Below are 25918 nucleotides of genomic sequence, written 5' to 3'. Positions count from 1 at the left end.
GTGTCCTGGTGCCCCGGTGTCCCGGTGCTCCGTCCCGGTGTCCCAGGGCCCCGGCGGCTCGCGCCCGCCGAGGCCGGGCGGCCGGCGCTTCGGGGGACGGTCCCGCTCGGAGGGGGCGTCGGCCCCTGCCGGCGGGCGTGGTCTCGACGCCGGCCGCCCGGCTGCGGGACCCGGCCCGCCGGGCGGGAGGCTCCCGCCCCGCGACGCGCGGTGGGGGCCTGCCCGACGCCCACCGCGGCCGCCGTGGCCGGGCGGCCGGTGCGCCGGGGGCGGCCCTGCTCGGAGAGCACGTCGGCTCCCGCCGGCCGACGTGCTCTCGACGCCGGGTCGTCCGGCTGCGGCCCGGACCCCGGACCGCAGGCTCGCCCGGGGCCGCGCGCCGCGGCTCCCGTTGCGGCCCCGCCCCGCGACGCGCACCGCGGTCCGCCCGAGGGCCTCCCTCCGGGCGTCCTCACGGGCCGGTGAGGCGCCCGGAGGGAGGCCTCAGGCGCCCGTGTCCGAAGTTTTGGCGCATGTTCGACATGACGGACCGCTCAAACCGTTGACGCGGTCTCACCGCCACCCCTACATTGCGGGGCAAGCGCTTTCCTGAAACGTTTCATTAATCTTCCCCACGCATCGACGAGAGGTGCATCATGCGTATGTCCAGGCACATGGAGCGGCGGTCCTTCCTCAAGGCCACCGGTGTGACGCTCGCGGGCGCCGGGCTCACCGCCGCCGGCTGCGGTGGGGGCAGCGGCTCCTCCGGCGGCACGGTGACCATCCGCTACGCGTGGTGGGGCGCCGACGACCGGGCGAAGAAGATCAACGAGACCATCGCCCTCTTCGAGAAGAAGCACCCGAAGATCAAGGTCAAGACCGACTTCCAGCAGTACGCCGACTTCTGGAAGAAGTTCAACACCCAGGCCGCGGGCGGCAACCCGCCGGACGTCTTCCAGAACGCCATCGGCTTCCTGCGCAAGTACGACGCCAAGCGCGTCCTGCTCGACCTCTCCCCGCAGGCCGACAAGGGCAACCTGGACCTGCGCAACTTCCGTGCCGGACTGGAGAAGTTCGGCGAGGTCGACGGCAAGCTCCTCGGCATACCCGTCGGTTCGAACTCCATGGGCTACGTCATCGACGAGAAGGTCTACGAGAAGGCCGGGGTCTCCCCGGAGCCCGGCTGGACCTGGGACGACTGGCGGAACGGCCTCGTCGCCATCCACGACAAGGGCGGCACCTCCGGCGACTCCGGCGCCTACGGCGTGATGTACCTCTACGACCTGATCCTGCGCCAGCAGGGCAAGGCGTTCTTCACCGAGAAGGACCTCGGCTTCACCGAGAGCGAGCTCGCCGCCTACTGGGACGAGGCGCTGAAGGGCGTCAAGTCCGGCCTCTACGCCGACCAGAAGAAGGTCGAGCAGGTCAAGCCCAAGTCCGCGCTGGCCGCGGGCCTCGCCGGCGGCGAGTTCACCTGGGACAACTTCACCGCCCGCTACTCCGCCGAGGGCAAGAGCTCCTACGCCATCGCGCCCATCCCCACCCTCGACGGCAAGCGCACCGGCCAGTACCTGGGCTCCCTGATGCTCAGCGGCAGCGCCCGCACCAAGCACCCCGCCGAGGTGGCCACCTTCATCAACTTCATGGTCCACGACCCCGAGGCCGGCCGGATCATGGGCTACGACCGGGGCGTGCTCTCCACCACCGAGCAGTACGAGGCGTTCCAGCCGACCGACCCGGTCAGCAAGAAAATCGCCGCCTACGAGCAGCAGATCGCCGACGCCGGTGTCCTGGAGCCCATCACCCCGCACCCGGCCGGCGCCGACATCGTCGAGGCCGCCTTCCTGCGGATCGCGGGCGACATGGCGCTGGGCAAGGCCTCCGCCGCGGACTCCGCCAAGCAGTTCTTCACCGAGGCGAAGACCGCCCTCGGCGCCTGAGGAGAACTCCACCCGTGACACATCTCCAGGAATCCGTGCGGCAGGCCGGGACGTCCCCCGACGGCGACGCCCCCGGCCCCGCGCCCCGCCCCGCCGGACGGCTCCGGCCGAAGCGGGACGGTCTGATCGGCTACCTCTTCATGTCGCCCTGGATAGCAGGCTTCCTCCTGCTGACCGCGGGCCCGATGGCCGCCTCCCTGTACTTCGCCTTCACCGAGTACAACCTCTTCGACTCCCCGAAGTGGATCGGCCTCGACAACTTCACCGAGATGCTCGACGACCCGCGCTGGCGGACCTCCGTCGAGGTCACCGCGAAGTACGTCGTCATCGGCACGCCGATCAAGCTGCTCCTCGCCCTCGGCGTCGCCATGCTGCTGGCGCAGAGCCGGCGCGGACAGGGCTTCTACCGGGCGGCCTTCTACGCCCCCTCCCTCGTCGGCGCCAGTGTCTCCGTCGCCATCGTGTGGCGCGCCCTGTTCTCCGACGACGCCGTCGTCGACCGCACCCAGTCCCTCTTCGGGATGGACGTCGGCGGCTGGATCGGCGACCCCACCTGGGTGCTGTACTCCCTGGTGGCGCTGACCGTCTGGCAGTTCGGCGCGCCGATGGTCATCTTCCTCGCGGGCCTCAAGCAGGTGCCGCGCGAGCTGTACGAGGCGGCGGAGGTCGACGGGGCCGGCCCCTGGCGGCGCTTCTGGAACATCACGCTGCCGATGATCTCGCCGGTGATGTTCTTCAACGTCCTGCTGGAGACGATCCACTCGTTCCAGATCTTCGGCTCGGCGTACGTGGTCAGCAACAGCACCTGCGGACCGGCCGACGCCACCCTCGTCTACACCTGTTACCTGTACCAGCAAGGCTTCGAGAACAGCCGGATGGGCTTCGCGTCCGCCATGGCCTGGATGCTGCTGATCGCGGTCGGTCTGGTCACCGCCGTGCTGTTCTGGTCCCAGCGGCGCTGGGTGCACTACGAGGAGGCGGCCCGATGAGCGGCACACTCACCAACCGCGCCCGGCGCAGCTCGGGATCCCTGTTCTGGCACGCCGGGGCGCTCGCCCTGCTCGCCGTCGTGCTCTACCCCGTGGTGTGGGTGATCGGCGGCTCGCTCAAGCCGAGCGACGACATCGTGGGCAGTCTGGACCTGCTGCCGACGCAGCCGATCGCCGACAACTACCGCCGGCTGACCGAGGGCATCGCGGACATCCCGATCTCGACGTTCTTCGTCAACTCCACCTTCCTGGCCGTCGGTTCGGTCGTCGGTGTGCTGGTGTCGAGCTCGCTGGCGGCGTACGCCTTCGCCAAGATCGACTTCCCCGGCCGCAACGTGATGTTCGCGCTGATGATCGGCACGCTGCTGCTGCCGTACCACGTGCTGCTGATCCCGCAGTACGTGCTGTTCCAGAAGCTGGAACTGATCAACACCTATGTGCCGCTGCTGATCGGCAAGTACCTCGCCACCGACGCGTTCTTCGTCTTCCTCATCCTCCAGTTCATGCGCAACCTGCCGCGCGAACTGGACGAGGCGGCCCGGCTAGACGGCTGCGGACACCTGCGGATCTACTGGTCCATCGTGCTGCCGCTGTGCAGGCCGGCGCTGATCACCAGCGCGATCTTCACGTTCATCAACGCGTGGAACGACTTCATGGGCCCGCTGATCTATCTGAACGAGCCCGAGAAGTACACCGTCTCGCTGGGTCTGAAGATGTTCATCGACCAGGACGCCGTCGCCGACTACGGCGGCATGATCGCCATGTCGCTCGTCGCGCTGCTGCCGGTGCTGGCGTTCTTCCTCGCCTTCCAGCGGTATCTGATCGACGGTATGGCCACCTCCGGACTGAAGGGCTGACCGCCATGGCCGTCCGCACAGCGGCGGTGCGACCGCCGTCCCGTCTCGCCACCGGTTTCGGCGTCTTCGCCGAGTGCCTGCTGACCGGTGTGTGGATCACACTGGCCGCGCTGCCCGTGGTCACCGCGCCCGCCGCCTTCGCGGCGGGGGCCCGCCATCTGCGCCGCCACCTGAACCACGAGACGGGCGGCTGGCGGCACTTCGTCTCCGACGTCCGCGCGGCGGCGCCCGGCGGTGCGCTCGTGGGGGCCGGCGGGCTCGCCGCCGTGTGGCTGCTCTGGCTGAACCTCTCGGCGGTGGCCGCCGGGCTGCCGGGTGGTCCGTTCGTCGGCGCGGTCGGCATCCTCGCGTTCATCGGCGGGGCCGTGACCGTGCTGCGGGCCGCGGCCGTCTGGCACCCGGGCGCCCGCTGGCGCGAGCTGCTGGGCGCCGCCGCCCGCCGCACCGTCCGCGACCCGGCCGGATCGCTGCTGCTCGTCGGCGGCTTCGCGGTCGTCGCCGGATCGGCGTGGGCGGTCGCGCCCCTCGCGGTCCCGGTGACGGGCGCGGTGGCCGCGGCGGCCATCGCCGTCGAGTCCCGCTGCGCCGCCCGCTGAACCCCGCCCGCCCGCGGTGTGCCACCGCGGGCGGCCGGCGCACGCGGCGCGCGGGTCATGCGACGCGCGGCGGACCGTGCGCCCGCGCCCGGCGCACCACCCGCGTGGCTGCGCCGGGTTCGTAGGGCGGCACCGTGCCGTGCCCGCGAGGCGCACACGCCCCCGAAACCCCCTGTCTCCGCACTCCGCCCCTGCCGGGCCGGGACCCCGCCGCCCGGCAGCCCCACCGAGCCCTCACCGCCCGGCGGCACCCGGCCGAGCCCTCACCCCACCCGGCGGCACCCCGCCGAGCCCGCACCCCACCCGGCGGCACCCCGCCACCGCACGCGGCGGCCGTCAGGCAGCACCCCGCCCGGCAGGCCGCCGAGTCGCCGCGCCCCCGAGCCCGCAGGGCCGTCACCCGCACAGCCCGGCATCCCGGGCCCGGCCGACCCACCCCCGCCCCCGGAGCCCGCCCCGGGCCGACGATCCGTGCCCCGCCCCCGCCCCGGCACCCCATGCCCCGCCCCGGCCCCCCGACGGTGCCAGTCCCAGGGCCGTCACCGCTCCGGGCCCTCACCGCCCCGGGCCCCCTGAACGCTCCACCCGATCCGCCGCCCACGAGGAACCATTCACCGAAGGAGTCGACATGTCACCGATTTCCCGCAGGTCCCTGCTCTCGGCCGCCACGGCCGCCGGAGCGGCCGCTCAGTTCAGCTGGGCGCTCGGCGGCAGCACCGCGCAGGCGGCACCGGCGGCCGAGGCCGGCCGGCCCGAGGCGGTCACGCTCGGCTGGCTGGAGTCCGGCGGGCTCGGCGCCGCGCCGGGGACGACGCTCGGCGTGCCGTGGCCCAAGGGCGCGTACCCCGGGAACCAGAAGTTCGCGCTGAGCACGGCGGACGGCAAGCAGGTGCCGGTGCAGTCCTGGCCCCTCGCGCAGTGGCCGGACGGCTCCCTGAAGTGGTCCGCCCACGCGGTCGGCCCCGAGACCACGGCGGACACCTTCACCCTCACCGCCGGTGAACCCGCCGCGCCTGCGCGCCGGATCACGGTCGGCCGTGACGGCGGCACCGTCACCGTGGACACCGGCGTCATCGTCGCCCGGCTCGGCCGCAGCGGGTCGAGCCTCGTCAAGTCCGTCACCCGGGGCGGGCGGGAGATCGCCTCGAACGGGCGCCTCGTGCTGCTGCGGCAGGGCGAGATCGAGGACGGCGATCAGGGCAAGGAGTCGTACGAGCGCTTCGAGAGCACCGTTCTCGCGACCGAGGTCGAACAGGACGGCCCCGTCCGCGCGGTGGTCCGCATCGACGGCAGGCACCGCCGCGGCAACCGCAGCTGGATGCCCTTCTCCGTCCGGCTCTACTTCTACGCCGGCTCCGAGTCGTTCCGCATGGTCCACACCGTCACCTACGACGGCACACAGGAACCGGGCAAGGCGAGCGGCGACTTCATCAGGGGGCTCGGCGTGCGCTTCACCGTGCCGATGCGCGACGCCTCCTACGACCGGCACATCCGCATCGGCGGCGACGGCACCGGCCTGCTCCGCGAGGCCGTCAAGGGCGTCACCGGGCTGCGCCGCGACCCGGGTGCCGCCGTCCAGGCCGCGCAGTTCGACGGCCGCAAGCTGCCCGATCCCGCGACCTGGGACCAGCGCGTCACCACCCGTCTGCACCTGATCCCGGAGTGGGGCGACTACACCCTCAGCCAGTTGTCCGCCGACGGCTTCACCGTCAGGAAGCGCACCAAGAAGGGGCACGGCTGGATCGCCGCGGGCGGCGGGCGCCGCGCCTCCGGCTTCGGCTACGTCGGCGGCGCGAGCGGCGGACTCTCCTTCGGGCTGCGCGACTTCTGGGAGAAGCACCCCGCCGGCCTCGACATCCGCGACGCGCACACCGACCGGGCCGAGGTCACCCTGTGGCTCTGGTCTCCCGAGGCCCAGCCCATGGACCTGCGCTTCTACCACGACGGCCTGGGCCAGGACACCTATGCCGAGCAGCTCGAAGGCCTCAACATCACCTACGAGGACTACGAGCCCGGCTTCGGCACCCCCTACGGCATCGCCCGCACCAGCGAACTCCTCTTCTGGGCCCACGACAGCACCCCCGACGCCGCGCACCTGGCGAAGGAGACGGCCGCGGTGCGCACGCCCCCGCAGCTCGCCGCGCCGCCCTCGCACATGGTCGCCGCCAAGGTCTTCGGCGGACTCTTCTCCGAGCCCGACCGCTCCACCCCGGCCAAGGCGAAGATCGAGGACCACCTCGACTTCCTGTTCACGTACTACCGCGACCAGGTCGACATGCGCCGCTGGTACGGCTTCTGGGACTACGGCGACATCATGCACAGCTACGACCCGGCGCGGCACCAGTGGCGCTACGACGTCGGCGGCTACGCCTGGGACAACTCCGAGCTCTCGCCCGACCTCTGGCTCTGGTACGCCTATCTGCGCTCGGGCCGCGCCGACATCTTCCGCTTCGCCGAGGCGATGACCCGCCACACCGGCGAGGTCGACGTCTACCACCTCGGCACCTGGGCGGGCCTCGGCACCCGGCACGGCGTCCAGCACTACGCCGACAGCGCCAAGCAGCAGCGCATCGCCAACACGACCTACCGGCGCTTCTACTACTTCCTCACCGCCGACGAGCGCACCGGCGACCTGATGCACGCCAACGTGGACTCCGACGAGACCTTCCTCGCCCTGGACCCGATCCGCAAGATCCGCACCGAGCCGTACACGCCCGACCGCCACGCGCTGTCCGTCGGTTTCGGCACCGACTGGAGCGGACTGGTCTCCGCCTGGCTCACCGAGTGGGAGCGCGGCGGCCCGAAGGCGGAGCGGGCGAAGGCGCGGGTGCTGTCCACCATGGAGACGATCGCGGCACAGCCCAACGGCTTCGTGCAGGGCAGCGGGCTCTACGACCTCGACACGGGCCGGTTCGCGGTGGAGACCGAGCCCAAGGTCTCCGTCTCCCATCTCTCGGCCGTCTTCGGGCTGAACGAGCTGTGCGCGGAGCTGATCGACCTCGTCGACATGCCGCGCTTCAAGGAGGCGTACCTCGACTACTGCCGGTACTTCAACGCCACGAAGGCGGAACAGGCCGCACGGTACGGGGCGAACTTCGGTTCGCTGATCCTCTTCCAGGGCCACTCGCGTCTCGACGCGTACGCGGCCGTCCAGACCGGGGACGAGAAGCTCGCCCGGCGGGCCTGGGAGAAGTTCTACAACAGCGACGGCTACCGCGAGTCCGCCCCGTGGGCCACCGAGGAGGTCGGCGGCCCGGTCACCCTGGTGCCGGGCAGCGAGGCCGACTGGGTGTACACCAACGACACCGCCCTGTACGGCCTGGCGGCCATCGAGAACCTGGCGCTGCTGGGCGACCGGATGCCGTGACGGCCCGCCGCCCGTGAACGCCCGGGCCGCGGGCGGGAGTTCTCCCGCCCGCGGCCCGGGCGTCGTCGTGTGCCGCCGCGCGGCACGGGTCACCAGTCCTTCAGATGCCCCTCGACGGCCTCCCGGTCCAGGGCGCCGTCGGCGACCACGATCCGGTAGCGGTAGGCGAAGCCCTCGCCGGGCGGCAGCGCGAACTCCTCGTGGAAGGCCCAGGAGAAGGCGACCGTCGGGACGGGCTCGGAGCGCACGAACCAGTGGGACGGGTGGTCGGCGGCGGCGTTCTCGGGCGCGTGGGCGAACACCAGGGTGCTGCGGGTGTCCACCTCGTCGTGGACGCCGGTGAAGGCCAGCCACCGCCCCGGGGTGCCCATCAGGGCCGCCGCGCCCTGCTCGCCCGCGCCGCCGGTCCCGTCCGGTCCCAGCACGTCGCCGCCGGTCAGGTCGCGCGGTCCCCGCCAGTGCAGCCCGGTGTATCCGGCGCCCGGGCGGCCCGCCGTGGTCGGCGAGCCGAACCTCAGCGGCTCGTCGTGGACGTTGGTCAGCGCGATCGTCCAGTCCAGCGCCCAGGTGCCGGCGCCGGTGTCCACCGAGTGCACCGTCAGCGTGCGCCGCTCACGGGCCCACTCGCGGCCGCCGTTCTCGATCCACGTCAGGTGCTCGTCCAGGGTCACCCGGCCGCCGCCGGGGGAGAGCGGTTCGAACCGGTCGTGCCGCATCCGGCCGATCCGCTCGGGGAGCGGCAGGTAACCCGTGCCGTGGACGTAGGAGTTGCCGCCCCAGAAGTTCTGCCCGGACAGATGGCTGGCGGTCATCTGGAGGCCCTTGTGCCAGCGGTGGTCGCTCGGCCGGTAGCCCGTCACCGTGCGGCCGGACAGGGTGCGCAGCGGATGGACGTAGGGCTTGGCCGACTCGAACGCCTCGGGGTCCGGCCGGTACACGTAGGTCAGCAGCTCCACCCCGGCGGCCGCGACCACGATCCGCTCGCCGTGGGTGTGCGTGACGGTGACGGGCGCGCTCATGCCCCCGCCCCCGCTGCGCCCGCCGGGGCCCACGCGGGGTCGCCGCCGTGCATGGCCGGGTAGTACGGGTCGCCGGGGACGATCTCCCCGGCGTGCACCGGGCGGCCGGTGAAGGCCGACTTGTAGAGCGCGGCCACGAACTCGACCGTCCTGCGGGCGTCCGCGCCGCTGCCGGGCGGCCGGGTGCCGGCGCGCATGGCCGCGAGGACCTCACCGAGCTGGGCGCCGTGCGAGCTCGGCCGGTTCGCGGCGGGCGTGCGCCAGGAGCGGACGCGTGCCGCGTCCCCGGCGGCGTGCGGGGCCGGGGTGTAGACCCAGTCGTCGTTGCTGTGGCCGTACAGATGGGTCAGCTCGACGGTGGCGTCGGCGCAGTCGACGCGGATCCGGCTGACCTCCTGCGGCGAGACGACGCTGTTGACGACCGTGGCCATGGTGCCGTCGGCGAAGCGGACCAGCGCGGTGGAGACGTCCTCGCTCTCCACGTCGTGGACGAGCCGGCCGGCCATGGCCCGGATCTCCGTCCAGTCGCCGAGCAGATGCAGCATCAGGTCCATCTGGTGGATGCCGTGTCCCATGGACGGCCCGCCGCCCTCGGTGGCCCAGCGTCCGCGCCAGGGCACGGAGTAGTAGGCGGCGTCCCGGTACCAGGTGGTCTGGCAGTGGGCGACCAGCGGCCTGCCCAGCGCTCCGGTGGTCAGCAGCTCGCGCGCGTGGGCGGCGCCGGAGCCGTAGCGGTGCTGGAAGACGACGGAGGCGTACGGGCCCGCGGCCCCGCCGGGGGCCTCGGCCGCGGCGATGGCGTCGTACTCGGCGAGCGACAGGCACAGGGGCTTCTCGCACAGCACCCAGGCGCCGGCGTTCAGGGCCTGGACGGTCTGCTCGCGGTGGAAGGCCGGCGGCGAGCCGAGGAGCACCAGGTCGGGGCGGGCGTCGGCGAGCATCTCGTCGAGCCGGGTGTAGCCCTTGACGTCCGTGCCCGCTGCGGCACGGAAGTCGTCGAGCATCGCCGGGTTCACGTCGACGGCGGCGACGAGGCCGACCTCGTCCGCGTGCTCGGCCAGGGCGGGCAGATGGGAGCCCCGGGCGATGGCTCCGGTGCCGACGACGGCGGCCCGCAGCCGGGCGGGTTGGGGTGACATGGCAGTGCTCCTCGTGCTGAAGTGCTTAGAAAGCGCTTGCTGTCACCCTACGGGGCACCCCCGGCCGCGACAACCCTCCCCGGGCGCGGCCGGTTCACGGCCGGTCTCAGTCGTGGTTGTGCGAGGACGAGGTGTCGGCGGGGGGGACGGTGCGTCCGCCGTCCCGGCCGGTGACCATGACCGTGACCAGCGCGATCAGCACGAGCGCCGCCGCCACCCGGCCCGTCGCCCGCAGCGACCAGAGCGCCGGCGACCCGGCCGGGGCGCCCAGCCGCTCGGAGCGCCTGGCGGGCTTCATCAGCCGCACCAGGAACAGCGCCGCGATCGGGAGCTGGAGCAGCCACACGGTGTTCCGGAACCAGCCGTCGTACCAGACGTTCGTGCCGTAGAGCAGGGTGTGCCAGACGCTCAGCACGTACACCACGATCACGAAACGGTGCAGGATCCGCCAGGTCTTCGGCCCGAAGCGGTGGCGCACATAGAAGAGGAGGCCGAGCGGGATCGCCAGATAGAGCGCGGCCTGCCCGATCGGGATGGCCGTCGCGCCGGTGCCGGAGTCGTAGCCGCCCGGTACGAACGACTCCACGAACGCCGTCCAGGCGCGCGCGTACCAGGCGCTCTTGTCGTGGCGGATCAGCTCCACCGCGAACAGCAGCGCGTGCGCGAAGATCAGGGCGATCGTGTTGAGGCTGGTGGTGCGGTGCAGGCGCTCCAGCGACGGCCCCGACAGCCGTATCCAGCCCGGCCTGGGCCCCGAGAGCAGCAGCCCGAGCACGACCGTGCCCCACGCCCAGAGCAGCGCGGACCAGCCGAACGCCTGGCTGAGGAAGTACACCCAGAACGCCCCGGTGTCCTCCATGAACGGCATGACGGTCAGCGTCGAGGAGGTCTTCGCCTCGATGCGGACGAAGATGACGACGAACACGACGGCGGTGACGAGCAGGGCGAGCAGCCCGTCCGGCAGGGACGCCCGGAGGTCGGAGCGCAGGGTGATCCGGCCGGGCCCCGGCCGGCCGGCGCCGGGTGGGCCCGGGTCGGTACGGGATCTGCCCGGCCCGTCGGCGGCGGACCGGGGGGCGGGCGCGGCGGCTGCCGCGGGGTCGGTGACGGTCGGCCCCTCGCGCCCGGAACGCGGGGCGACGACGCGCTCCGGTACGGGCGCGGAGGGGGACTGGGCGGGCTCGCGGGTCGGTTCCATCAGCGGGGATCCTCCAGCGGTGCGGGCCGTGGCCGCGGCTGCGGGGTGCGGACGTCAGGTGCCCGCACTGCACCAGTAGTCGGATGGAGGGGGCATCGGGTTCCCGGTCCCGCACTATGGCCTGAATCACATCTGACGCATCGTTCACTAGAGTATTGCTCAAGCGTCGGCGCTGGCACGATGACGCTCATGGGAGCCGGATCAGCACTCCGCCTCACGCACGCGGCGGTGTTCGCGGCCGTGTGCGTCGTGGTGTCCGGCCTGGGACACGCCCTCTCCTCGCGCTGCCCCCTGCCCCCCTACACCCTGTGCCTCGCCTTCCTCCTGACCGGCGCCGGCGGCTGGCTGCTGTGGCTCCTGCCCCGGCGCGCCCCGGTGGCGCTCGGCGCCAGCACCCTCGGCCAGCTCGCCCTGCACGCCCTGTTCGCCGCCGCCCACCCCTGCCCCCGGAACGGCGGCGCACCCGCGGGCGGCCACCACCACGCCCCGCTGCCCGTCCTGCCGCCCGGCGCGGAGGACCCGTCCCTGCACACCGCCCACGAGGGCATGGTGCCGGCCGCCTCCGTCATGATGACCGCCGTCCATCTGCTGGCCGGACTGCTCTGCGGATGGTGGCTGTGGCGCGGCGAGGTCGCCGCCGACGGACTGGTGCGCTCCCTCTCGCTGTTCGTCTCCTCGCGCCTGCGCGTCGTCGTGCACGCCGTGCGCGGCTGGACCGTCCCGGAGACGGTCACCCCGCTCGTCGACGCGCCCCGCCCGGTGCTGCCCCGGGCCCTGCTCGTGCTGCGCTGGGTGCCCCGCCGCGGCCCGCCGTGCCCCGCCTGAACGGACGTCACCCGACCGCCCTGCCCTCCCCCCCCGCCGTGTGCGTGCCTCCTGCCGACGAGGTCCGCCCGGGCTCCGCCGTGCGCAGGACCGCGCGGCGGCCGGGGTCAGGGAGACGGGGCCGCGAGCACCGCCCGCCCGGTGCGCGGCATGCCGCGGGCCCCGTCACGACCCGAAGGACTTCCCGCGATGACGCTTGCCCGCTTGCCGGCGCAGCGCCGCGTGCTCACCGAGCCGCGGCACCGCAGCCCCTACCGCAGCACCTCTCGTGACATCGATATCACCGCCTGGGCGCTCCAGGCCGCGCGCGGCGACCAGGACGCCGCGGAACGCTTCGTCAGGGCGACCTACGACGACGTGCGGAGGTTCCTCGCGCACCTCACGTCCGACGTCCCCGGCGCCGACGACCTGGCCCAGGAGACCTATCTGCGGGCCCTGTCGGGACTGGCCGGATTCGCCGGCCGCTCCTGCGCCCGCACCTGGCTGCTCGCCATCGCCCGCCGGGTGGCCGTCGACCGCTACCGTGCCGCCGCCGCCCGGCCGCTGATCGCCGACACCGCCGACTGGCAGGCGGCGGCGGACCGGGCGCAGCCCCGTCATCTGCCGGGCTTCGAGGAGTCGATCGCCGTCTACGACACCCTGCGCACCATGGAGTCCGGGCGCCGCGAGGCGTTCGTCCTCACCCAGGTGGTGGGTCTGTCGTACGCGGAGGCGGCACGGGCCGCCGGCTGCCCGGTGGGCACCGTCCGCTCCCGGGTGGCCCGTGCCCGGCGCGATCTGGTGACGGCCTGGACCGACGACGCGGTGCTCCCCGGGGACCCCCTGCTCGGGCAGGTCCTGCGCTGACGCCGAGGGCGGCCCGCCGGTGCGGCGGGCCGCCCGTCCCGCCCGGCCGGCGGGGGCGCAGCGCCGGTCGGCCCGTCCCGCCGGGCCGGTGTCAGCCGGCGGGGGCGTCGCGCATCAGCGGGCGGACCGTGACGGCCGCGCTCCACGCGCGGTGCATGGCGAGTTCGGCCGTCGGCCCCTCGGCCCACACCATGCCCGTGCAGCCCCGCTGGTCACCGGTGTGCGCCAGGACGGCGCCCGGCTCCCGGGTCGGGTACCAGCGCACCGCGCCGGGGAACGCCGCCAGCCCGTCCAGGCCGTCCCAGCCGGTGAGCGTCCCCGGACGGTCCGCGTAGACGAGGACGAAGGCGACGGCGTCCCCGTCGTACCCGGCCGCGCCGTCCGCCCGGAGGCCGTCGAGCAGCGCCGGCCGGCGGCCGAGGGTGGTGGCGACCAGCGCCTCGTACACATTGGTCCCGAGCGCGCGGCAGAGCGCCTCGCCGACCAGCGCGCCGCCGATCCTGCGGTTGATCTCGACGAGTTCGGGCCCCTGGGCGGTGAGGACGAACTCGACATGGGCGAAGCCGTCGGTGTGGCCGGCCGCCGCGAGCACCCGCCCCACCCAGCCGGCGACCTCGGCCGTCAACTCCGCGCCGAGGGCCACGGGGAACGCCGCCGCCTCCTCGCGCACGGCCGGCCGCCGGGAGGTCTGGCGGCTGAACACGCCCAGCAGCCGGGTCTCGCCGCCGAAGCCGAGCGTCTCGGCGCTGTACAGCGGACCGGCGAGGTACGGCTCGGCGAACAGCCGTCCGTCCAGGCCGCGTTCACCCGCCTCGGCGAGCGCCCGGCGCAGCGCGTCCTTGTCGGGGGTGATCCACACGTCCCGCGAGGAGGTGCCCGAGCGGTCCTTGACGACCGCGGGCAGCCCGATCCGCCGGACCACCTCGCCCGCGGCCGACGGATCGGCGGCCACCGGCAGGGCGGCGCCCGCGCTCAGACCCGCCGCGTGCAGCCGGCGGCGGACCTCCGCCTTGTCCCGCAGGACGCGCACGGCGGCCGGGTCCGGGCCCGGCAGGCCGAACTCCGCCGCCACTTCGGCGGCCGGCAGGCTCCAGGTGTCGGTCGTGTTGATCAGGCCCGCGAGACCGGGCAGGGCCCCCAGCGCGCGCCGGACGGCGTCCCGGTCGAAGGTGTCGACGTCGACGACGGTCACCGCCCCGGCGGGCAGCACGGACAGTTCGTGCAGATAGACGGAGCGGTCGGCGGTCAGCAGGCAGAGCCGGTGCCCGGCGGCGGCCGCCGCCTCCGCGGTCCGGCCCAGCCCGAACGACAGGGACTCCAGCGAGGCGATCGTCATACGGTCCTTCCTCCCACCGCGGGCGCCGCCACCGGCGGCGGGTCCTCGCGCAGCCGCGCGCTCTCCGGCGCGGGCCGGCCGGCCCACTCCATGACCGACCACGGGGGCCGTACCTCGGCCGGGCCGGCCGCCCGTACCGGCCGCAGGGTGCGGGGGTCGTCGGCCTCCGCGTGCCGGGCGAACACCCGCTCGGTGTAGCGGTGCCCGGTGTCCGCGCCGAGCACCAGATGCGTCCGCCCCGGGTGCCGGGCCGCCTCCCACGCCGCGACCAGGTGCGCGGCGCCCGTCGACAGGCCGGCGAAGACGGCGTGTTCGCGCAGCAGGCCCACCGCGCCCGCCATGGCGTGCCGGAAGTCGAGCCAGTGCAGGGTGTCGTACAGCTCGTGGCGCACGTTGCCGAACGGGATGGAGCTGCCGATCCCCGCGATGATCGCGTCCGGGTCGCTGAACCGTTCGCCCGCGAACGTGACACTGCCGAACGGCTGGATGCCCACCAGCCGCACCCGCCGCCCCTCGTCGGTCAGCGCCTGGGTGAGCCCGCCGGTGGACGCACCGGTGCCCACCGCGCCGACCACGGTGATCTCGCGTCCGGGGAGCGCGGCGGCGGCGAGCCGGGCCAGCTCGCGGTACCCCGCGTGGTGGACCCGGTCGTGGTACTGGCGCATCCAGTGCAGGCCGGGCCGCTCGGCGAGCAGCCGCCGCACATGCCGGACCCGCCGCTCCTGGTCCAGCCGCAGACTCTGCGAGGGCGGCATCTGGTCGACCGTGGCCCCCAGCACCTCCAGTTGGGCGCGCATCGCGGCGTCCACCGTGGTCGACGCGACGATGTGGCAGCGCAGCCCGTGGCGGTGGCAGGCCATGGCCAGGGCGAGCGCGTAGATGCCGCTGGAGCTGTCCACCAGGGTGTGCCCGGGGGAGATCCGGCCGGAGGCCAGGAGTTCGCGCACCGCGCCGAGGGCGGCGTACACCTTCATCGTCTCGAAGCGGGCGAGCACCACGCCCTCGCCGAGGCGCACGAACGCCGGGTCCTTCAGCGCGTCGGTGATGTGGTCGTGCACCGGCACGGGTACGGGCACGGGCACGGCTACGGGCGTCCGCAGCGGCGCGCGGCCGCCGGGCGCCGTCACAGCGCCCTCCGGACGCCGGTGACGACCAGACGGCGCGACGTCTGGTCGTAGGGACCCCCGTCGAAGTCGCCGAAGCACTCCACCTCCGTGAAGCCGGCCTCGGCGAAGAGGCCGTGCAGTTCCGCGGCGCTGTAGAGGTGGGACAGGATCGAGGCGGTCCGCGCCCGGTCGCCGCGCACCAGCGTCCAGTCGGTGCGCAGCCGCCGCCAGCTGTCGAGGACGGTGTCGCGCTGCACGACGTACGACCCGTCGGGCAGGTCGACGGCCTGCGGCCGCCCGATCCAGCCGGCCAGCACCTCCTTGCCCATGACGTCCACGATCAGCCGCCCGCCGGGCACCAGGCTGCGCAGCGCGTTGCGCAGCACCGCGAGGTTGTCGGCCGGGTCGGCGAAGTAGCCGAACGAGGTGAACACGTTGAGCACCACGTCGTAGGACTCGGGTTCGGTGAACGTCAGCATGTCGGCCCGCACCAGCCGGACGTCCGCCCCCGCTGCGGCGCAGGCGGTCCGGGCGCGCTCCAGCATCGAGGGGGAGAGGTCCACGCCCGTCACCCGGTGGCCCTTCAGCGCCAGCGGCACCGCGAACAGCCCGGGTCCGCAGCACAGATCGAGGATCCGGGACCCGGGCGGCAGGTCCAGCAGCGCCGAGCCGTCGACGAGCTCGCCGACCGCCTCGCCCCGGGCGGGGGAGAACATCGCCGGCGCGAAGTCGGTCCACAGGCTGTCGTCCGCGTACCAGTCGTCGTCGGCGCCGTGCCCGGTGCCGGCGCCCTCGGGGCGGGCGCCGTCGTGCTCGTCGTCCTCACCGCGGACGGCCGGTCCCGACGGCCGCCGGGTGCCCAAGACTTCGCTCGCCACACACGCCTCCTGGTGCTCCCGTTGCTCCAGGACACCCTTGTGTCCACGCTTCAGTTGTCGGGTGCGGCGGCGGACAAGTTCCCGCGGGGGCGCGAAAGATGGCGGGCGCCGGTCGCGAACGCGGCGGCCGCGGGGGCGGCGAAGCAGGTGACGGCGCAGACCAGGAGCACCGGGGCGGCACCGGCCGCCGCCACGGCGGGGGCGATCAGGGCGAGGCCCACCGGGGCGAGCCCGTACGACACCAGGAAGTCGAGCGACGACACCCGCGCCAGCCGGTCGGGGGCCATCTCGCGCTGGGTCGCCGTGAACCAGGGCACGTTGAACAGCTCGATGCCCGCCCCGGCGACCGCGTACGCCGCGAGCACCACGCCCGCGTGCAGCGGCAGCACCAGGCTCAGCGGCGCCAGACCGGACGTCGCCAGGCCCGCCAGCGCGACCCAGCCCTGGGAGGGGGCGGGCAGCCGGGCCGCCACCAGGGCCCCGGCGAGCGCGCCGACCGTGTAGGCGGTCGTCGCCGCGGCCAGCACGAACTCCCCGCCGTAGCGGTCGCGGCTGATGACCGGCAGCACGACGGCGGTCACCGAGTAGGCGGTCGCCGCGACCGCCGCCAGCGCGCCGAGCCCGGCCATGAACCACGGATGCCGCCGCGCCTCCCGCAGTCCCTCCCCGAACTCCCGCCAGAGCGAACTCCTCCTCCGCGCAGGGGATTCACGCTCCGGGGACGGCTCGCCGCCGACCGGTGCCGCCAGGAGCTGAGGTGCCGTCGCCTCCTCGCGGCGCGTGCCGCCCGCCGGGGCCGGCACGACGGGACGGACGCTCCGGCCCGGCCGTCGGGTGCGGCGCGCCGGCACCCCTTGGCCGCCGGGGTGGGTGCCGCCCGCGGAGGCCGGGCCTCCCGCGTCCTGCGGGTCCCGGGTGTGCTGCGGGTCCCGCGCGCCCCGGGGGTCCTGCGCGTCGTCAGCGTCCGCCGCGCCAGCTGGGCCCGCCGCGTCCGCTGGGCCCGCCGCGTTGTCGGCGCCCGCCCCGTCCGCCGCGCCCGCCCCGTCCGCCCCGTCCGCCGGGCGCGTCTTCGGCCGTCCCGGGACGAACGCCGCGATCAGCCAGAGGGCTCCGATGCCCAGGAGCAGCGCCGCCGTGCCGACGACGGTCGCCAGCAGGGCGGTCGCCGCGGGCCCCGCGAGGGTGGTGCCGCGCACGGCGAGGGTGAGCGCCGCGTTCGCACGGGTCCGGCGCCCGGCGTCCACGATCTCCGCGGTGAGCGCCTGGAAGGCGGGCCGGCATGCTCCCTGCCCCGCTCCCGCCAAGGCCGCCGCGGACGCCATGAGTAGGTCGGAGCGTCCGAGCCCGGCGGCGAGCAGGGGCGACGAGGCCGCCGCGGCGAGCGAGGACCACAGCACGACGGAGCGCCGGGCGTGCCGGTCCGCCAGCACCCCGCCGACGGCCACCGCGGCGAGGAAGCCCACCGTGCGGGCGGCCAGCAGCAGTCCGAGCACCCCCGGCGTGAGGGTGTCGTCGAGCACGGCGAGGCCCAGGACGAAGGGCAGTGCCCAGGTCGCCAGGCCCGATGCCGTGGTGCCGCTCCACAGCCGCAGGAAGGCGGCGTCGCGCAGCAGCGGCCGCGCCTCCGCCCCGCCGCCGCCGGGTCGGGAGCCGGTCCGTGCGGAGGGCGGCGATGCCATGGGCGGGGCTCCTGGAGGCGTGGGCGACGGGACGAGAGGGAGTGTGCCGTGCGCACGCGGCCATGCCCACCGGGCATGGCCGGGGCCCCACCGGTCAGGCCCGGTGGGCCGGCGCGACCCGAACCGCCGCGTGCGGGCCCGCCCGCACGGGGCGCGCCGGGCGTTCGCACAGCCCGCGCACAGCCCGCGTGTCGGCCGCGCCGGCGGCCCGGCGCGTACCGGCACCGGACGTGCGAGAACCGCCGAGGGGTCCGGTCCGTACCGGCACCGGACGTGCGAGAACCGCCGAGCGGTCCGGCGCGCACCGGCACCGGACGCGCGAGAACCGCCGAGGGGTCCGGCGCGTACCGGCACCGGCCGCGGGAAAGCCGCCGAGGGGTTTGGCGCGGCACGACGGCCGGTCCAGGCGGGCCCGCCCGCACGGGCGGCGCGCCCGCGCCCCGTCAGTCGCTCCCGCCCGCACGGGTGGCGCGCCCCGTCAGCCGCCCCCCGCCCCCCCCGGGCGGTGCCGTCGACCCGTGCCCCGGCGGGCGGTGTCCCGGGGGCCGGGCGGTCGGCGGATCCGTCGCCGAGGGCGAGCCGGGAGACGATCCGGTAGCGGTCGCCCCGGTAGAGGGCGCGGAGGTACTCGACGGGGCGGCCGTCCCCGTCCGTGGTGGTCCGGTCGAAGAGCAGCGCGGGCGACAGCTCCGGCACCTCCAGCAGGCCGGCCTCCTCCCTGCTCAGCACGGTCGGTTCGATGGACTGGACGGCGTGTGCGGGGTGGATGCCGTACCGCTCCCGCAGCAGGGCGTGGAAGCCGCCCTCCAGCCCGTCGGCCGTCAGTCCCGGCACCAGGTCCCGGGGGATGTGCAGGTGCTCCAGGGCGATGGGCGCCCCGCCGGTCAGCCGCAGCCGGGTCGCCCGCACCACCACGGCGGCGGGGGAGACGTCGAGCCGCCGGCCGATCCGGGCCCCGGCCGGAGCCGTCCGCAGCTCCAGGACCCTGCTCGTCCAGCCGCCCGCCGCGGCCGTCGACGCGGCACCGCCGGACACCAGTTCCTGGGTGACCTTCGACGGGGCGACGAACATGCCGCGTCCGTGCTCGCGCACCAGCAGCCCGGTGGCCACGAGTTCGTCCACGGCCGCGCGCAAGGTGGGCCGGGAGACGCCGAGTTCGGCGCAGAGGGTGCGCTCGGAGGGGATGGCGTCACCCGGGCGGCGGCCCTCGATCACGGTGAGCAGATGCTCCCGGACCCGCTCCCGCTTGAGTTCCATCGCGCGCCCCTCCGGTGTCCCCGTGCGAACGCCAGTCAGTATGCAGTCCCCTCGGCGGAGGAGGTCACCGTGCCGTCCCGGGTGAAGTCCAGCCGGGAGACGATCCGGTAGCGGTCGCCCCGGTAGATCGAGTGGACGTACTCGACGGGGCGTCCGGCCGAGTCGCGGGTGAGGCGTTCGATCAGCAGGGCGGGGGAGAGCACCGGCACCCCGAGCAGCGCCGCCTCGGCCTCGCCGACCACGGTCGGTTCGATCGACTGGGTGGCCTCCTCGACGCGGACGCCGTGGTTGTCCCGCAGATGGTCGTAGAGCTCGCCCGACTCCAGCTCCGCCGGGGCGAGCGCGGCGGGCACGAGACCGGCCGGGATGTGCAGGTGCTCGATGGCCATCGGGACGCCGTCCACCAGGCGCAGCCGCGCGATGTAGCGCAGCCCGGCGGCCGGGGACATCTCCAGCCGGCGGCCGATCCGGGCCCCCGCCGGCCGCAGCGCGGTCTCCAGCACGGTGCCCGACCAGCTCCCGGACGCCCGCGGCACGGTGAAGGCGGCGTCGTCCGGGGCGAGCCGCTGGGTGATCTTGTCGGGGGCGACGAACATGCCGCGTCCGTGTTCGCGCACCAGCACTCCCGTCGCCACCAGTTCGTCGGCCGCCGCGCGCAGGGTGGGCCGGGAGACGCCGAGTTCGGCGCAGAGGGTGCGCTCGGAGGGGATCGGGTCGCCGGGGCGGCGGACCTCGATCAGACCGAGCAGGTGCTCGCGCACCCGTTCCCGCTTCAGCAGCCTGCCGGAGGAGCTGTCGTTCATCCCGGGCGCCCCCTCGTGCCAGGCCGTACCTGTGTCCGACCGCAGAACTGGTCAACTGGTCAGATGCCGTGGTTCATCCTATCCGGTCCGGACGGGGCACCGAAAAGGCGGTGAGCAAAGGCGGCTTGAGGGCTTGACGGCCCCATTGGTCTATGCCACCTTCTGCTCATTGCGTCTGACCAGTTGACCAATTGGTCAGGTGAGGTGGAGGCGTCCGCCCTCCTCGGCTCTCCCTACCGCCCATCGAGGTCCCCGTGAAGAGCACCGCCCCGCGCGCCTCCCTGCCCCGCCTCGTCCCGCAGCCCGCCCACCTGGCCCCCGCACCCGGCTCGTTCACCCTCGACGCCGACACCGCGCTCGCCGCGGCCCCCGGCGCCGAGGACGCGGCCCGGCTGCTGCGGACCCTGCTCGCCCCGGCCACCGGGCTCGCGCTGCCCGAGCGGTCCGACGGCGCCGTCCGCCTCGCCCTCGACCCGGCCCTGCGCCGGCTCGGCGCGGAGGGGTACCGGCTCACCGTCGCCCCGGGCGGAGTGCGGCTGTCCGCCGGCGGCCCCCGGGGACTGACCGCGGCCGTCCAGACCCTGCGTCAGCTCCTGCCTCCCGAGGCCCTGTCGGACGAGCCCGTGCGCGGAGTCCCGTGGACCGTGCCCGGCGTCGCGATCACCGACGCCCCGCGCTTCCCCTGGCGCGGCGCCATGCTCGACGTGGCCCGCAGGTTCCGCCCGGTGGACTTCCTGCACCGCTACGTCGACCTCCTCGCCCTGCACAAGCTCAACGTCCTCCACCTCCACCTCACCGACGACCAGGGCTGGCGGATGCCCGTCCCCGCCCTGCCCCGGCTCACCGAGGTCGGCGGCCACCCCCACGGCGGCGCCTACACCACGGCCGAACTCACCGCACTGGTACGGCACGCCGCCGAGCGCGGCATCACCGTCGTCCCCGAGATCGAGATGCCCGGCCACGTCCGCGCCGCGCTCGCCGCCTACCCCCGTCTGGGGAACCACCCCGGCCGCGCGCTCGGCGTCTGGGACCGCTGGGGCGTCTGCGACACCGTCCTCGGGGTGCACGACGACGCCCTCGGCTTCTGCCGCACCGTCCTCGACGAGGTGATGGACGTCTTCCCCTCGCCGCATGTGCACATCGGCGGCGACGAGTGCCCCACCACCGAATGGCACGCGGCCCCGTCCGCGCTGCGCCGGGTCGCCGACGAGGGACTCCCGGGGCCCGGCGCGCTCCACGGCTGGCTGATGGACCGGGTCGGCCGCCATGTCCTGGACGCCGGGCGCACCCCCGTCGCCTGGACCGGCGACGGGGCCGACCTGCCCGCGTACTTCACCGTCATGGCCTGGCTCGACGCCGACCACGGCCGCGCCGCCGCCCGCCGGGGACACGACGTCGTCATGGCCCCGCACCGCTCCACCTACCTCGACTACCCCCAGTCCGCCGGCCCGGACGAACCCCCGGGCCAGCCCGGGGGCGTCGTCGACCTGCGCGCCGTCCACGGCACCGACCCCGCGCCCGCGCACTGGGGCCCGCTGGAGAGCGCCCGGGTCCTCGGGACCCAGGGCCAGCTCTGGACCGAGTACGTCCCCACCGCGGCGCACGCCGAATACCTCGCCTTCCCCCGGCTCTGCGCCCTGGCCGAGACCGCCTGGACCGGACGCCGCGACTGGCCGGGCTTCCGCCGGCGCCTGCACCACCACCGGACCCGGCTCGACACCCTCCGGGTGCCGCGCCGCCTTTCACCCGCCCCCACCCGATGAAAGGACCTCCATGAACGACCGCACACGCCCCACGGGTTCCCTCCCCGCACCATCCGCCGACGGCACACCGCCCGCCGGTCCCCGTTCCGCCCGGCGCGTACGGCTGCGGGCCGCGCTCGCCGCCGCCGTCGTGGCCGGTCTCGGCGCGGGCGCGCTCACCGCGCTCCCGGCCGCCGCCGCGTCGGAGTCCGTCAGCGTCCAGTACCGCCAGAGCGCCACCGGCGCGGACCAGGCCGAGCCCTGGTTCAAGGTCCGCAACACCGGCACCTCGAACGTGGCGCTGAGCCAGGTCAAGCTGCGCTACTACTTCAAGGCCGAGTCCGGTGCCTCGTACCGGTTCGCCTGCTCCTGGGCCGTCCGGGGCTGCGCCGGCATCACCGGCACCTTCGGCACCCTCGCGAGTCCGACCGCCACCGCCGACCGCTATCTGGAGATCGGCTTCACCGCGGCCGCCGGGACCCTCGCCCCCGGCGCCGACACCGGCGACATGCAACTGCGCTTCCACCGCACCGACTGGCAGGGCCTCAACCAGAGCGACGACTACTCGTTCGCGGCCGAGCGCACCAGCTACGCCGACTGGTCCAAGGTCACCGCCACCGTCGGCGGCGTCCAGGTCTGGGGAACAGCCCCCTCCGGCGGCGGACCCGGCCCCGACCCCACCGACCCGCCGACCGACCCGCCCACCGGCGCCGCGCTCTTCGACGACTTCGACTACACCGGCCACACCGACCCCGCCGTGGGCGCCCACGGCTGGAGCGTCCGGTCCAACTCCGGCGGCCCCGGCGTCCCCGGCGCCGCCTGGGCCCCCGAGAACGTGACCTTCGCCAAGGAGGGCACCAACTCGGTCATGAACCTGCGCACCTCCACCGCGGGCACCCCCGAGTCCACCCGGCAGACCGAGATCCTCACCCGCGCCACCAAGTTCAGGAACGGCACCTACGCCTCCCGCGTCCGCTTCTCCGACGCCCCGCTCTCCGGGCCGGACGGCGACCGCGTCGTGCAGACCTTCTTCACCATCAACGACCTCAAGGCCCCCATGGCCGACGACTACGCCGAGTACGACTTCGAGTACCTGCCCAACGGCGGCTGGGGGGAGCCCGCCAACATCCTCTACACCACCTCGTGGGAGACCTACCGGCCCGACCCGTGGGAGGCCGTCAACCAGCACTCCGAGGTGCGGGCCAGCTACGCGGGCTGGCACGACCTCGTCGTCACCATCGACGACACCGCCATCGTCTACTACGTCGACGGCCAGGAGTTCGGCCGCCACGACGCCCGGTACCTGCCCGAGCGGCCGATGTCCATCAACTTCAACCAGTGGCTGATCGACCTCGCCGGCCAGACGTCCACCACCCCGCGGTCCTACGACCAGAAGGTCGACTACGTCCTGCACGTCAAGGACCAGGTCCTCAGCCCCGCCCAGGTGGCCGCCAAGGTCGCCGCCTACCGGGCCGCGGGCACGGCGTTCGAGGACACCGTCCCCGCCCCGTGATCCGCTGATCCCGCCCCGCCGCGGGCGGCCGGACTCCCCGGCCGCCCGTCTGGGTACGGGTGAACCCGACGGGGCCCGGACCGGCCCCGGCGCAGACGGTCCCGGGACGGGACGGACGGAAGGAGCCCTCATGGGCGAGCGGGTGCCGGACACGGCGGCGGAGGCGTTCGACGCGCTCGGAGCGGACTACGAGCGGGTCTTCGCCGACATCCCGGCACGGGACGAGGCGCTCTCCTGGCTGGCGGACCGGCTGCCCGCGCACGCGCGGGTGCTGGACGCCGGCTGCGGGACCGGCCGCCCCGCGGCCGCCGTGCTCGCCGCCGCCGGCTGCGAGGTGACCGGCATCGACGTCTCCTCGACCATGGTCGCGCTCGCCCGCGGCCAGGTCCCCGGAGCACGCTTCGAACAGGCCGACGTACGCGACTTCGAGCCGCCGGCCGGCGGCTACCACGCGGTGGTCGCGTTCTTCTCGCTGCTCCAGATGGGGCGCGCCGAACTCGGCGCCGTGCTCTCCCGGATCGCCGGGTGGCTGGTGCCCGGCGGGTACTTCGTCATGATGACCGTGCCCGGGGACTTCGAGGACCTCCAGGTCGACTTCCTGGGACGGCGGATCGTCGTGACGAGCTGGACGGAGGACGACTGGGTGCGGCGCCTCGGGGAGGCCGGCCTGGAGGTCGTCCGCTCGGGCACCAGCGTCCATGTGCCCGCCGAGGGCATGACGGAGGAGCACCTGACCTGCCTCGCCCGCCGTCCCGGCGGGACGCCGGCGGCCTGAGCGGCCGGTACCGCACCCGGCCGCACCCGGCGATCCGCACCCGACCGCAACGGGCACGGATCGTCGGGTGCGGCCGGGTGCGCCGTTCCTAGGGTGAGGGCACGAAAGGGAAGGAGGCCGCGGTGCTGGAACGGCTCAACCAGGCCATGGACCACATCGAGAGCCATCTCGATCAGCGCATCGAGGTGGCGGACCTGGCCCGGATCGCGACGACGTCGGAGTACCACTTCCGGCGCCTGTTCTCGGCGCTGGCGGGGATGCCCCTGTCGGAGTACGTACGGCGCAGGCGCCTCACGGTGGCCGGCGCCGAGGTGCTCGCCGGGGACCGCACACTGCTGGAGATCGCGGTGCGGTACGGCTACACCTCGGGGGAGGCCTTCGCACGCGCCTTCCGCGCCCTGCACGGGACCGGTCCCGGCGAGGTCAGGCGGTCCGGCGCGACGCTCGCGTCCCAGCCACGGCTCTCCTTCCGCCTCACCGTCGAAGGGAGCAACACCATGCGCTACCGCGTCGTCGAGAAGGACGCCTTCCGTCTGGCGGGCCGCAGAGCCCGCGTCCCCCTGGTCCACGAGGGGATGAACCCGGCGATCGGCGACTTCATCCGCGGCCTCGGCCGGGAGACCATCGGCCGCATCGAGGACCTGTCCGACCAGGAGCCGCGCGGCATCGTCGCGGTCAGCGACAAGCTGGAGGAGAGCCGCGCCGAAGGAACCGAACTGGAGTACTGGCACGCGGCGGTGACGGGCGGGGACGTCCCCGACGACATGGACACGATGCCGGTGCCCGCCGGGACCTGGGCGGTGTTCGAGAGCTCCGGGCCGTTCCCGCACACGCTCCAGTACCTCTGGCGCGACGTGTTCACCCAGTGGTTCCCGTCCAATCCCTACCGCAGCCGCCCCGGCCCCGAACTGCTGTGCACCCGGCTGTCGCAGGACGGGACGCACGCCGACGCGGAACTGTGGATCCCCGTGGAGCGGACCACCGCCTGACCGCCCGTTCCGGGGCGCCGCCGACGGCGGCGCCCCGGAACGGGAGCACGGCGGCAGCCCGGCCCGCGCTCCGCACGAAGGGGCGCCCCTTCGCGCGACGGCCGCTCAGGACGCGCGGCGGGGCCGCCGCGCTGCCGTCTTCCCGGACGCCGTCTTCTTCGCGGCGCCCTTCCCGGCGGCGCTCTTCTTCGCGGTCGCCCTCTTCGCCGCCGCCTTCTTCCCGGCGGCCTTCTTCGCCGTGCCCCGACCGGACTTCTCCGGGGCGGGCATCTCGTGCACGGTGGCGTCCCCGCCCTCGCCCCGCCGCTCCCGGGCGGCGGCCACCGAGGCGTCGAGCGCGGCCATCAGGTCGACCACCTCGCCCGCCGGCTTCTCCTCGCCCCCGGCCGCGGCAGGCTCCCTGCCCTCCGCCTTGGCGGCGATCACGTCCTCCAGAGCCTCGCGGTAGTGGTCGGTCAGCTCCGGCATGTGCTCCTCGGACATGGTGTCCATGAGCGCCAGCGCGCCCTCGACCTCCTCGTCGCTCAGCTCCACCGGCTCCGGCGCCAGGCTCTCGGGCGAGCGGATCTCGTCCGGCCAGTGCATCGCGTGCAGCACCAGCGTGTCCTGCTTCACCCGCAGCAGCCCGAGGCGCTCCCGGCCGCGGAGCGCGAACTTCGCGACGGCGACCTTGGCGCTGCGCTCCAGGGCCTGCCGCAGGAGCTTGTACGGCTTGGCCGCCACCTGACCGTCGCCCTCCAGGTAGTAGGAGGCGCCGATCCGGACGGGGTCGATCGATCCGGCGGGCACGAACGTCACGATCTCGATCGCCTTGGCGGTCGGCAGCGGCATGCCGTCCAGGTCCTCGTCGGTGACGGCCACCAGGGTGTCCTTGGCGTACTCGAAGCCCCGGGTGATCTCGTCGTCCGTGAGCTGCTTCCCGTCCAGCTCGCACACCTTGCGGTAGCGGACGCGTCCCCCGTCCTCCAGGTGGATCTGCCGGAAGGAGATCGTGTGGTTCTCCGTGGCGGGCAGCACCTTGATGGGGATGGTGACCAGGCCGAAGCTGATCGCGCCGGTCCAGATGGGGCGGGGCATGGGCTACC

The 25918-nt window shown here is 74.4% G+C and carries 20 protein-coding genes and 1 pseudogene; 11 read left to right on the top strand and 10 right to left on the bottom strand.

Features of this window, described 5'->3' with window-relative positions:
• Positions 1 to 641 precede the first annotated feature (641 nt).
• The 5 genes from JE024_RS01490 (at position 642) to JE024_RS01470 (ending at position 7728) form a co-directional block, all read left to right on the top strand.
• Complete coding sequence (locus JE024_RS01490; protein WP_372449752.1) at positions 642 to 1919, top strand: extracellular solute-binding protein; 1278 nt, start codon at positions 642 to 644, stop codon at positions 1917 to 1919.
• 35 nt (positions 1920 to 1954) lie between these two features.
• Positions 1955 to 2908, top strand: a complete 954-nt coding sequence (locus JE024_RS01485) for a carbohydrate ABC transporter permease (RefSeq protein WP_244883110.1) — start codon at positions 1955 to 1957, stop codon at positions 2906 to 2908.
• A complete protein-coding gene (locus JE024_RS01480; RefSeq protein WP_205371811.1) occupies positions 2905 to 3765 on the top strand; it encodes a carbohydrate ABC transporter permease in 861 nt (286 codons plus the stop codon). The genes JE024_RS01485 and JE024_RS01480 overlap by 4 nt, the downstream gene beginning before the upstream one ends.
• A 5-nt stretch (positions 3766 to 3770) precedes the next feature.
• Complete coding sequence (locus JE024_RS01475; RefSeq protein ID WP_205371810.1) at positions 3771 to 4361, top strand: hypothetical protein; 591 nt, start codon at positions 3771 to 3773, stop codon at positions 4359 to 4361.
• Positions 4362 to 4989: 628 nt separating this feature from the next.
• Positions 4990 to 7728, top strand: coding sequence for an exo-rhamnogalacturonan lyase family protein (locus tag JE024_RS01470; RefSeq protein WP_205371809.1), 2739 nt, complete (start codon positions 4990 to 4992; stop codon positions 7726 to 7728).
• Positions 7729 to 7817: 89 nt separating this feature from the next.
• Here JE024_RS01470 and JE024_RS01465 read toward each other — a convergent pair whose 3' ends face one another.
• The 3 genes from JE024_RS01465 to JE024_RS01455 form a co-directional block, all read right to left on the bottom strand.
• Positions 7818 to 8747 (bottom strand): DUF6807 domain-containing protein, encoded by a 930-nt coding sequence (locus JE024_RS01465; protein WP_205371808.1) that lies wholly within the window; start codon positions 8745 to 8747, stop codon positions 7818 to 7820.
• On the bottom strand, positions 8744 to 9886 hold the full coding sequence (locus JE024_RS01460; RefSeq protein WP_205371807.1) for a Gfo/Idh/MocA family protein: 1143 nt from the start codon (positions 9884 to 9886) through the stop codon (positions 8744 to 8746). The genes JE024_RS01465 and JE024_RS01460 overlap by 4 nt, the downstream gene beginning before the upstream one ends.
• 106 nt (positions 9887 to 9992) lie before the next feature.
• On the bottom strand, positions 9993 to 11084 hold the full coding sequence (locus tag JE024_RS01455) for a ferric reductase-like transmembrane domain-containing protein (protein ID WP_205371806.1): 1092 nt from the start codon (positions 11082 to 11084) through the stop codon (positions 9993 to 9995).
• 189 nt (positions 11085 to 11273) lie between these two features.
• On the opposite strand from JE024_RS01455, the gene JE024_RS01450 reads away from it, so the two are divergent.
• Together JE024_RS01450 and JE024_RS01445 are read left to right on the top strand one after the other, a co-directional pair.
• A complete protein-coding gene (locus tag JE024_RS01450; protein ID WP_205371805.1) occupies positions 11274 to 11909 on the top strand; it encodes a hypothetical protein in 636 nt (211 codons plus the stop codon).
• A gap of 189 nt (positions 11910 to 12098) precedes the next feature.
• The gene (locus JE024_RS01445) at positions 12099 to 12755 is read left to right on the top strand and encodes a sigma-70 family RNA polymerase sigma factor (RefSeq protein ID WP_205371804.1); all 657 of its coding nucleotides are present in this window, start codon (positions 12099 to 12101) and stop codon (positions 12753 to 12755) included.
• 91 nt (positions 12756 to 12846) lie between these two features.
• Here JE024_RS01445 and JE024_RS01440 read toward each other — a convergent pair whose 3' ends face one another.
• The 6 genes and pseudogenes from JE024_RS01440 to JE024_RS01420 all read right to left on the bottom strand — a co-directional run bounded on the left by JE024_RS01440 (position 12847) and on the right by JE024_RS01420 (position 19814).
• On the bottom strand, positions 12847 to 14091 hold the full coding sequence (locus tag JE024_RS01440) for an ATP-grasp domain-containing protein (RefSeq protein WP_205371803.1): 1245 nt from the start codon (positions 14089 to 14091) through the stop codon (positions 12847 to 12849).
• Entirely contained in the window at positions 14088 to 15218 is a 1131-nt protein-coding gene (locus JE024_RS01435) for a pyridoxal-phosphate dependent enzyme (protein ID WP_372449751.1), read from the bottom strand. Before JE024_RS01435 ends, JE024_RS01440 begins: the two co-directional genes overlap by 4 nt.
• Entirely contained in the window at positions 15215 to 15913 is a 699-nt protein-coding gene (locus JE024_RS01430) for a class I SAM-dependent methyltransferase (RefSeq protein WP_205376305.1), read from the bottom strand. Before JE024_RS01430 ends, JE024_RS01435 begins: the two co-directional genes overlap by 4 nt.
• A gap of 212 nt (positions 15914 to 16125) precedes the next feature.
• Positions 16126 to 18108, bottom strand: coding sequence for an MFS transporter (locus JE024_RS40820; protein ID WP_372449851.1), 1983 nt, complete (start codon positions 18106 to 18108; stop codon positions 16126 to 16128).
• 138 nt (positions 18109 to 18246) lie between these two features.
• Positions 18247 to 19011, bottom strand: a pseudogene (locus JE024_RS40815) (GntR family transcriptional regulator); the annotation flags it as partial.
• A gap of 35 nt (positions 19012 to 19046) precedes the next feature.
• Positions 19047 to 19814 carry a GntR family transcriptional regulator gene (locus tag JE024_RS01420; protein ID WP_205371801.1) on the bottom strand — a complete coding sequence of 256 codons (768 nt, stop codon included), beginning with the start codon at positions 19812 to 19814 and terminating at the stop codon, positions 19047 to 19049.
• Between the two features lie 254 nt (positions 19815 to 20068).
• On the opposite strand from JE024_RS01420, the gene JE024_RS01415 reads away from it, so the two are divergent.
• The 4 genes from JE024_RS01415 to JE024_RS01400 all read left to right on the top strand — a co-directional run bounded on the left by JE024_RS01415 (position 20069) and on the right by JE024_RS01400 (position 24833).
• Positions 20069 to 21577, top strand: coding sequence for a beta-N-acetylhexosaminidase (locus JE024_RS01415; RefSeq protein ID WP_205371800.1), 1509 nt, complete (start codon positions 20069 to 20071; stop codon positions 21575 to 21577).
• 10 nt (positions 21578 to 21587) lie between these two features.
• Positions 21588 to 23069, top strand: coding sequence for a cellulose binding domain-containing protein (locus JE024_RS01410; protein WP_205371799.1), 1482 nt, complete (start codon positions 21588 to 21590; stop codon positions 23067 to 23069).
• A gap of 130 nt (positions 23070 to 23199) precedes the next feature.
• Positions 23200 to 23844, top strand: coding sequence for a class I SAM-dependent methyltransferase (locus JE024_RS01405; protein WP_205371798.1), 645 nt, complete (start codon positions 23200 to 23202; stop codon positions 23842 to 23844).
• A 122-nt stretch (positions 23845 to 23966) separates the two neighbouring features.
• Positions 23967 to 24833 (top strand): AraC family transcriptional regulator, encoded by an 867-nt coding sequence (locus JE024_RS01400; protein ID WP_205371797.1) that lies wholly within the window; start codon positions 23967 to 23969, stop codon positions 24831 to 24833.
• A 105-nt stretch (positions 24834 to 24938) separates the two neighbouring features.
• Here JE024_RS01400 and ku read toward each other — a convergent pair whose 3' ends face one another.
• Positions 24939 to 25910 (bottom strand): non-homologous end joining protein Ku, encoded by a 972-nt coding sequence (gene ku, locus JE024_RS01395; RefSeq protein WP_205371796.1) that lies wholly within the window; start codon positions 25908 to 25910, stop codon positions 24939 to 24941.
• Positions 25911 to 25918: the final 8 nt, after the last annotated feature.

Origin of the sequence: Streptomyces zhihengii (genome assembly GCF_016919245.1) — a bacterium.
GTDB classification, from domain to species: domain Bacteria; phylum Actinomycetota; class Actinomycetes; order Streptomycetales; family Streptomycetaceae; genus Streptomyces; species Streptomyces zhihengii.
The sequence above is the reverse complement of the archived record's forward strand: the minus strand, read 5'-3'. Positions and strand labels throughout refer to the sequence as shown.

Coding starts and splice junctions, on each gene's coding strand:
- JE024_RS01490 (WP_372449752.1), top strand. CDS start 642: ATGTCCAGGCACATGGAGCGGCGGTCCTTCCTCAAGGCCACCGGTGTG.
- JE024_RS01480 (WP_205371811.1), top strand. CDS start 2,905: ATGAGCGGCACACTCACCAACCGCGCCCGGCGCAGCTCGGGATCCCTG.
- JE024_RS01475 (WP_205371810.1), top strand. CDS start 3,771: ATGGCCGTCCGCACAGCGGCGGTGCGACCGCCGTCCCGTCTCGCCACC.
- JE024_RS01470 (WP_205371809.1), top strand. CDS start 4,990: ATGTCACCGATTTCCCGCAGGTCCCTGCTCTCGGCCGCCACGGCCGCC.
- JE024_RS01465 (WP_205371808.1), bottom strand. CDS start 8,747: ATGAGCGCGCCCGTCACCGTCACGCACACCCACGGCGAGCGGATCGTG.
- JE024_RS01460 (WP_205371807.1), bottom strand. CDS start 9,886: ATGTCACCCCAACCCGCCCGGCTGCGGGCCGCCGTCGTCGGCACCGGA.
- JE024_RS01455 (WP_205371806.1), bottom strand. CDS start 11,084: ATGGAACCGACCCGCGAGCCCGCCCAGTCCCCCTCCGCGCCCGTACCG.
- JE024_RS01450 (WP_205371805.1), top strand. CDS start 11,274: ATGGGAGCCGGATCAGCACTCCGCCTCACGCACGCGGCGGTGTTCGCG.
- JE024_RS01445 (WP_205371804.1), top strand. CDS start 12,099: ATGACGCTTGCCCGCTTGCCGGCGCAGCGCCGCGTGCTCACCGAGCCG.
- JE024_RS01440 (WP_205371803.1), bottom strand. CDS start 14,091: ATGACGATCGCCTCGCTGGAGTCCCTGTCGTTCGGGCTGGGCCGGACC.
- JE024_RS01430 (WP_205376305.1), bottom strand. CDS start 15,913: ATGTTCTCCCCCGCCCGGGGCGAGGCGGTCGGCGAGCTCGTCGACGGC.
- JE024_RS01420 (WP_205371801.1), bottom strand. CDS start 19,814: ATGAACGACAGCTCCTCCGGCAGGCTGCTGAAGCGGGAACGGGTGCGC.
- JE024_RS01410 (WP_205371799.1), top strand. CDS start 21,588: ATGAACGACCGCACACGCCCCACGGGTTCCCTCCCCGCACCATCCGCC.
- JE024_RS01405 (WP_205371798.1), top strand. CDS start 23,200: ATGGGCGAGCGGGTGCCGGACACGGCGGCGGAGGCGTTCGACGCGCTC.
- ku (WP_205371796.1), bottom strand. CDS start 25,910: ATGCCCCGCCCCATCTGGACCGGCGCGATCAGCTTCGGCCTGGTCACC.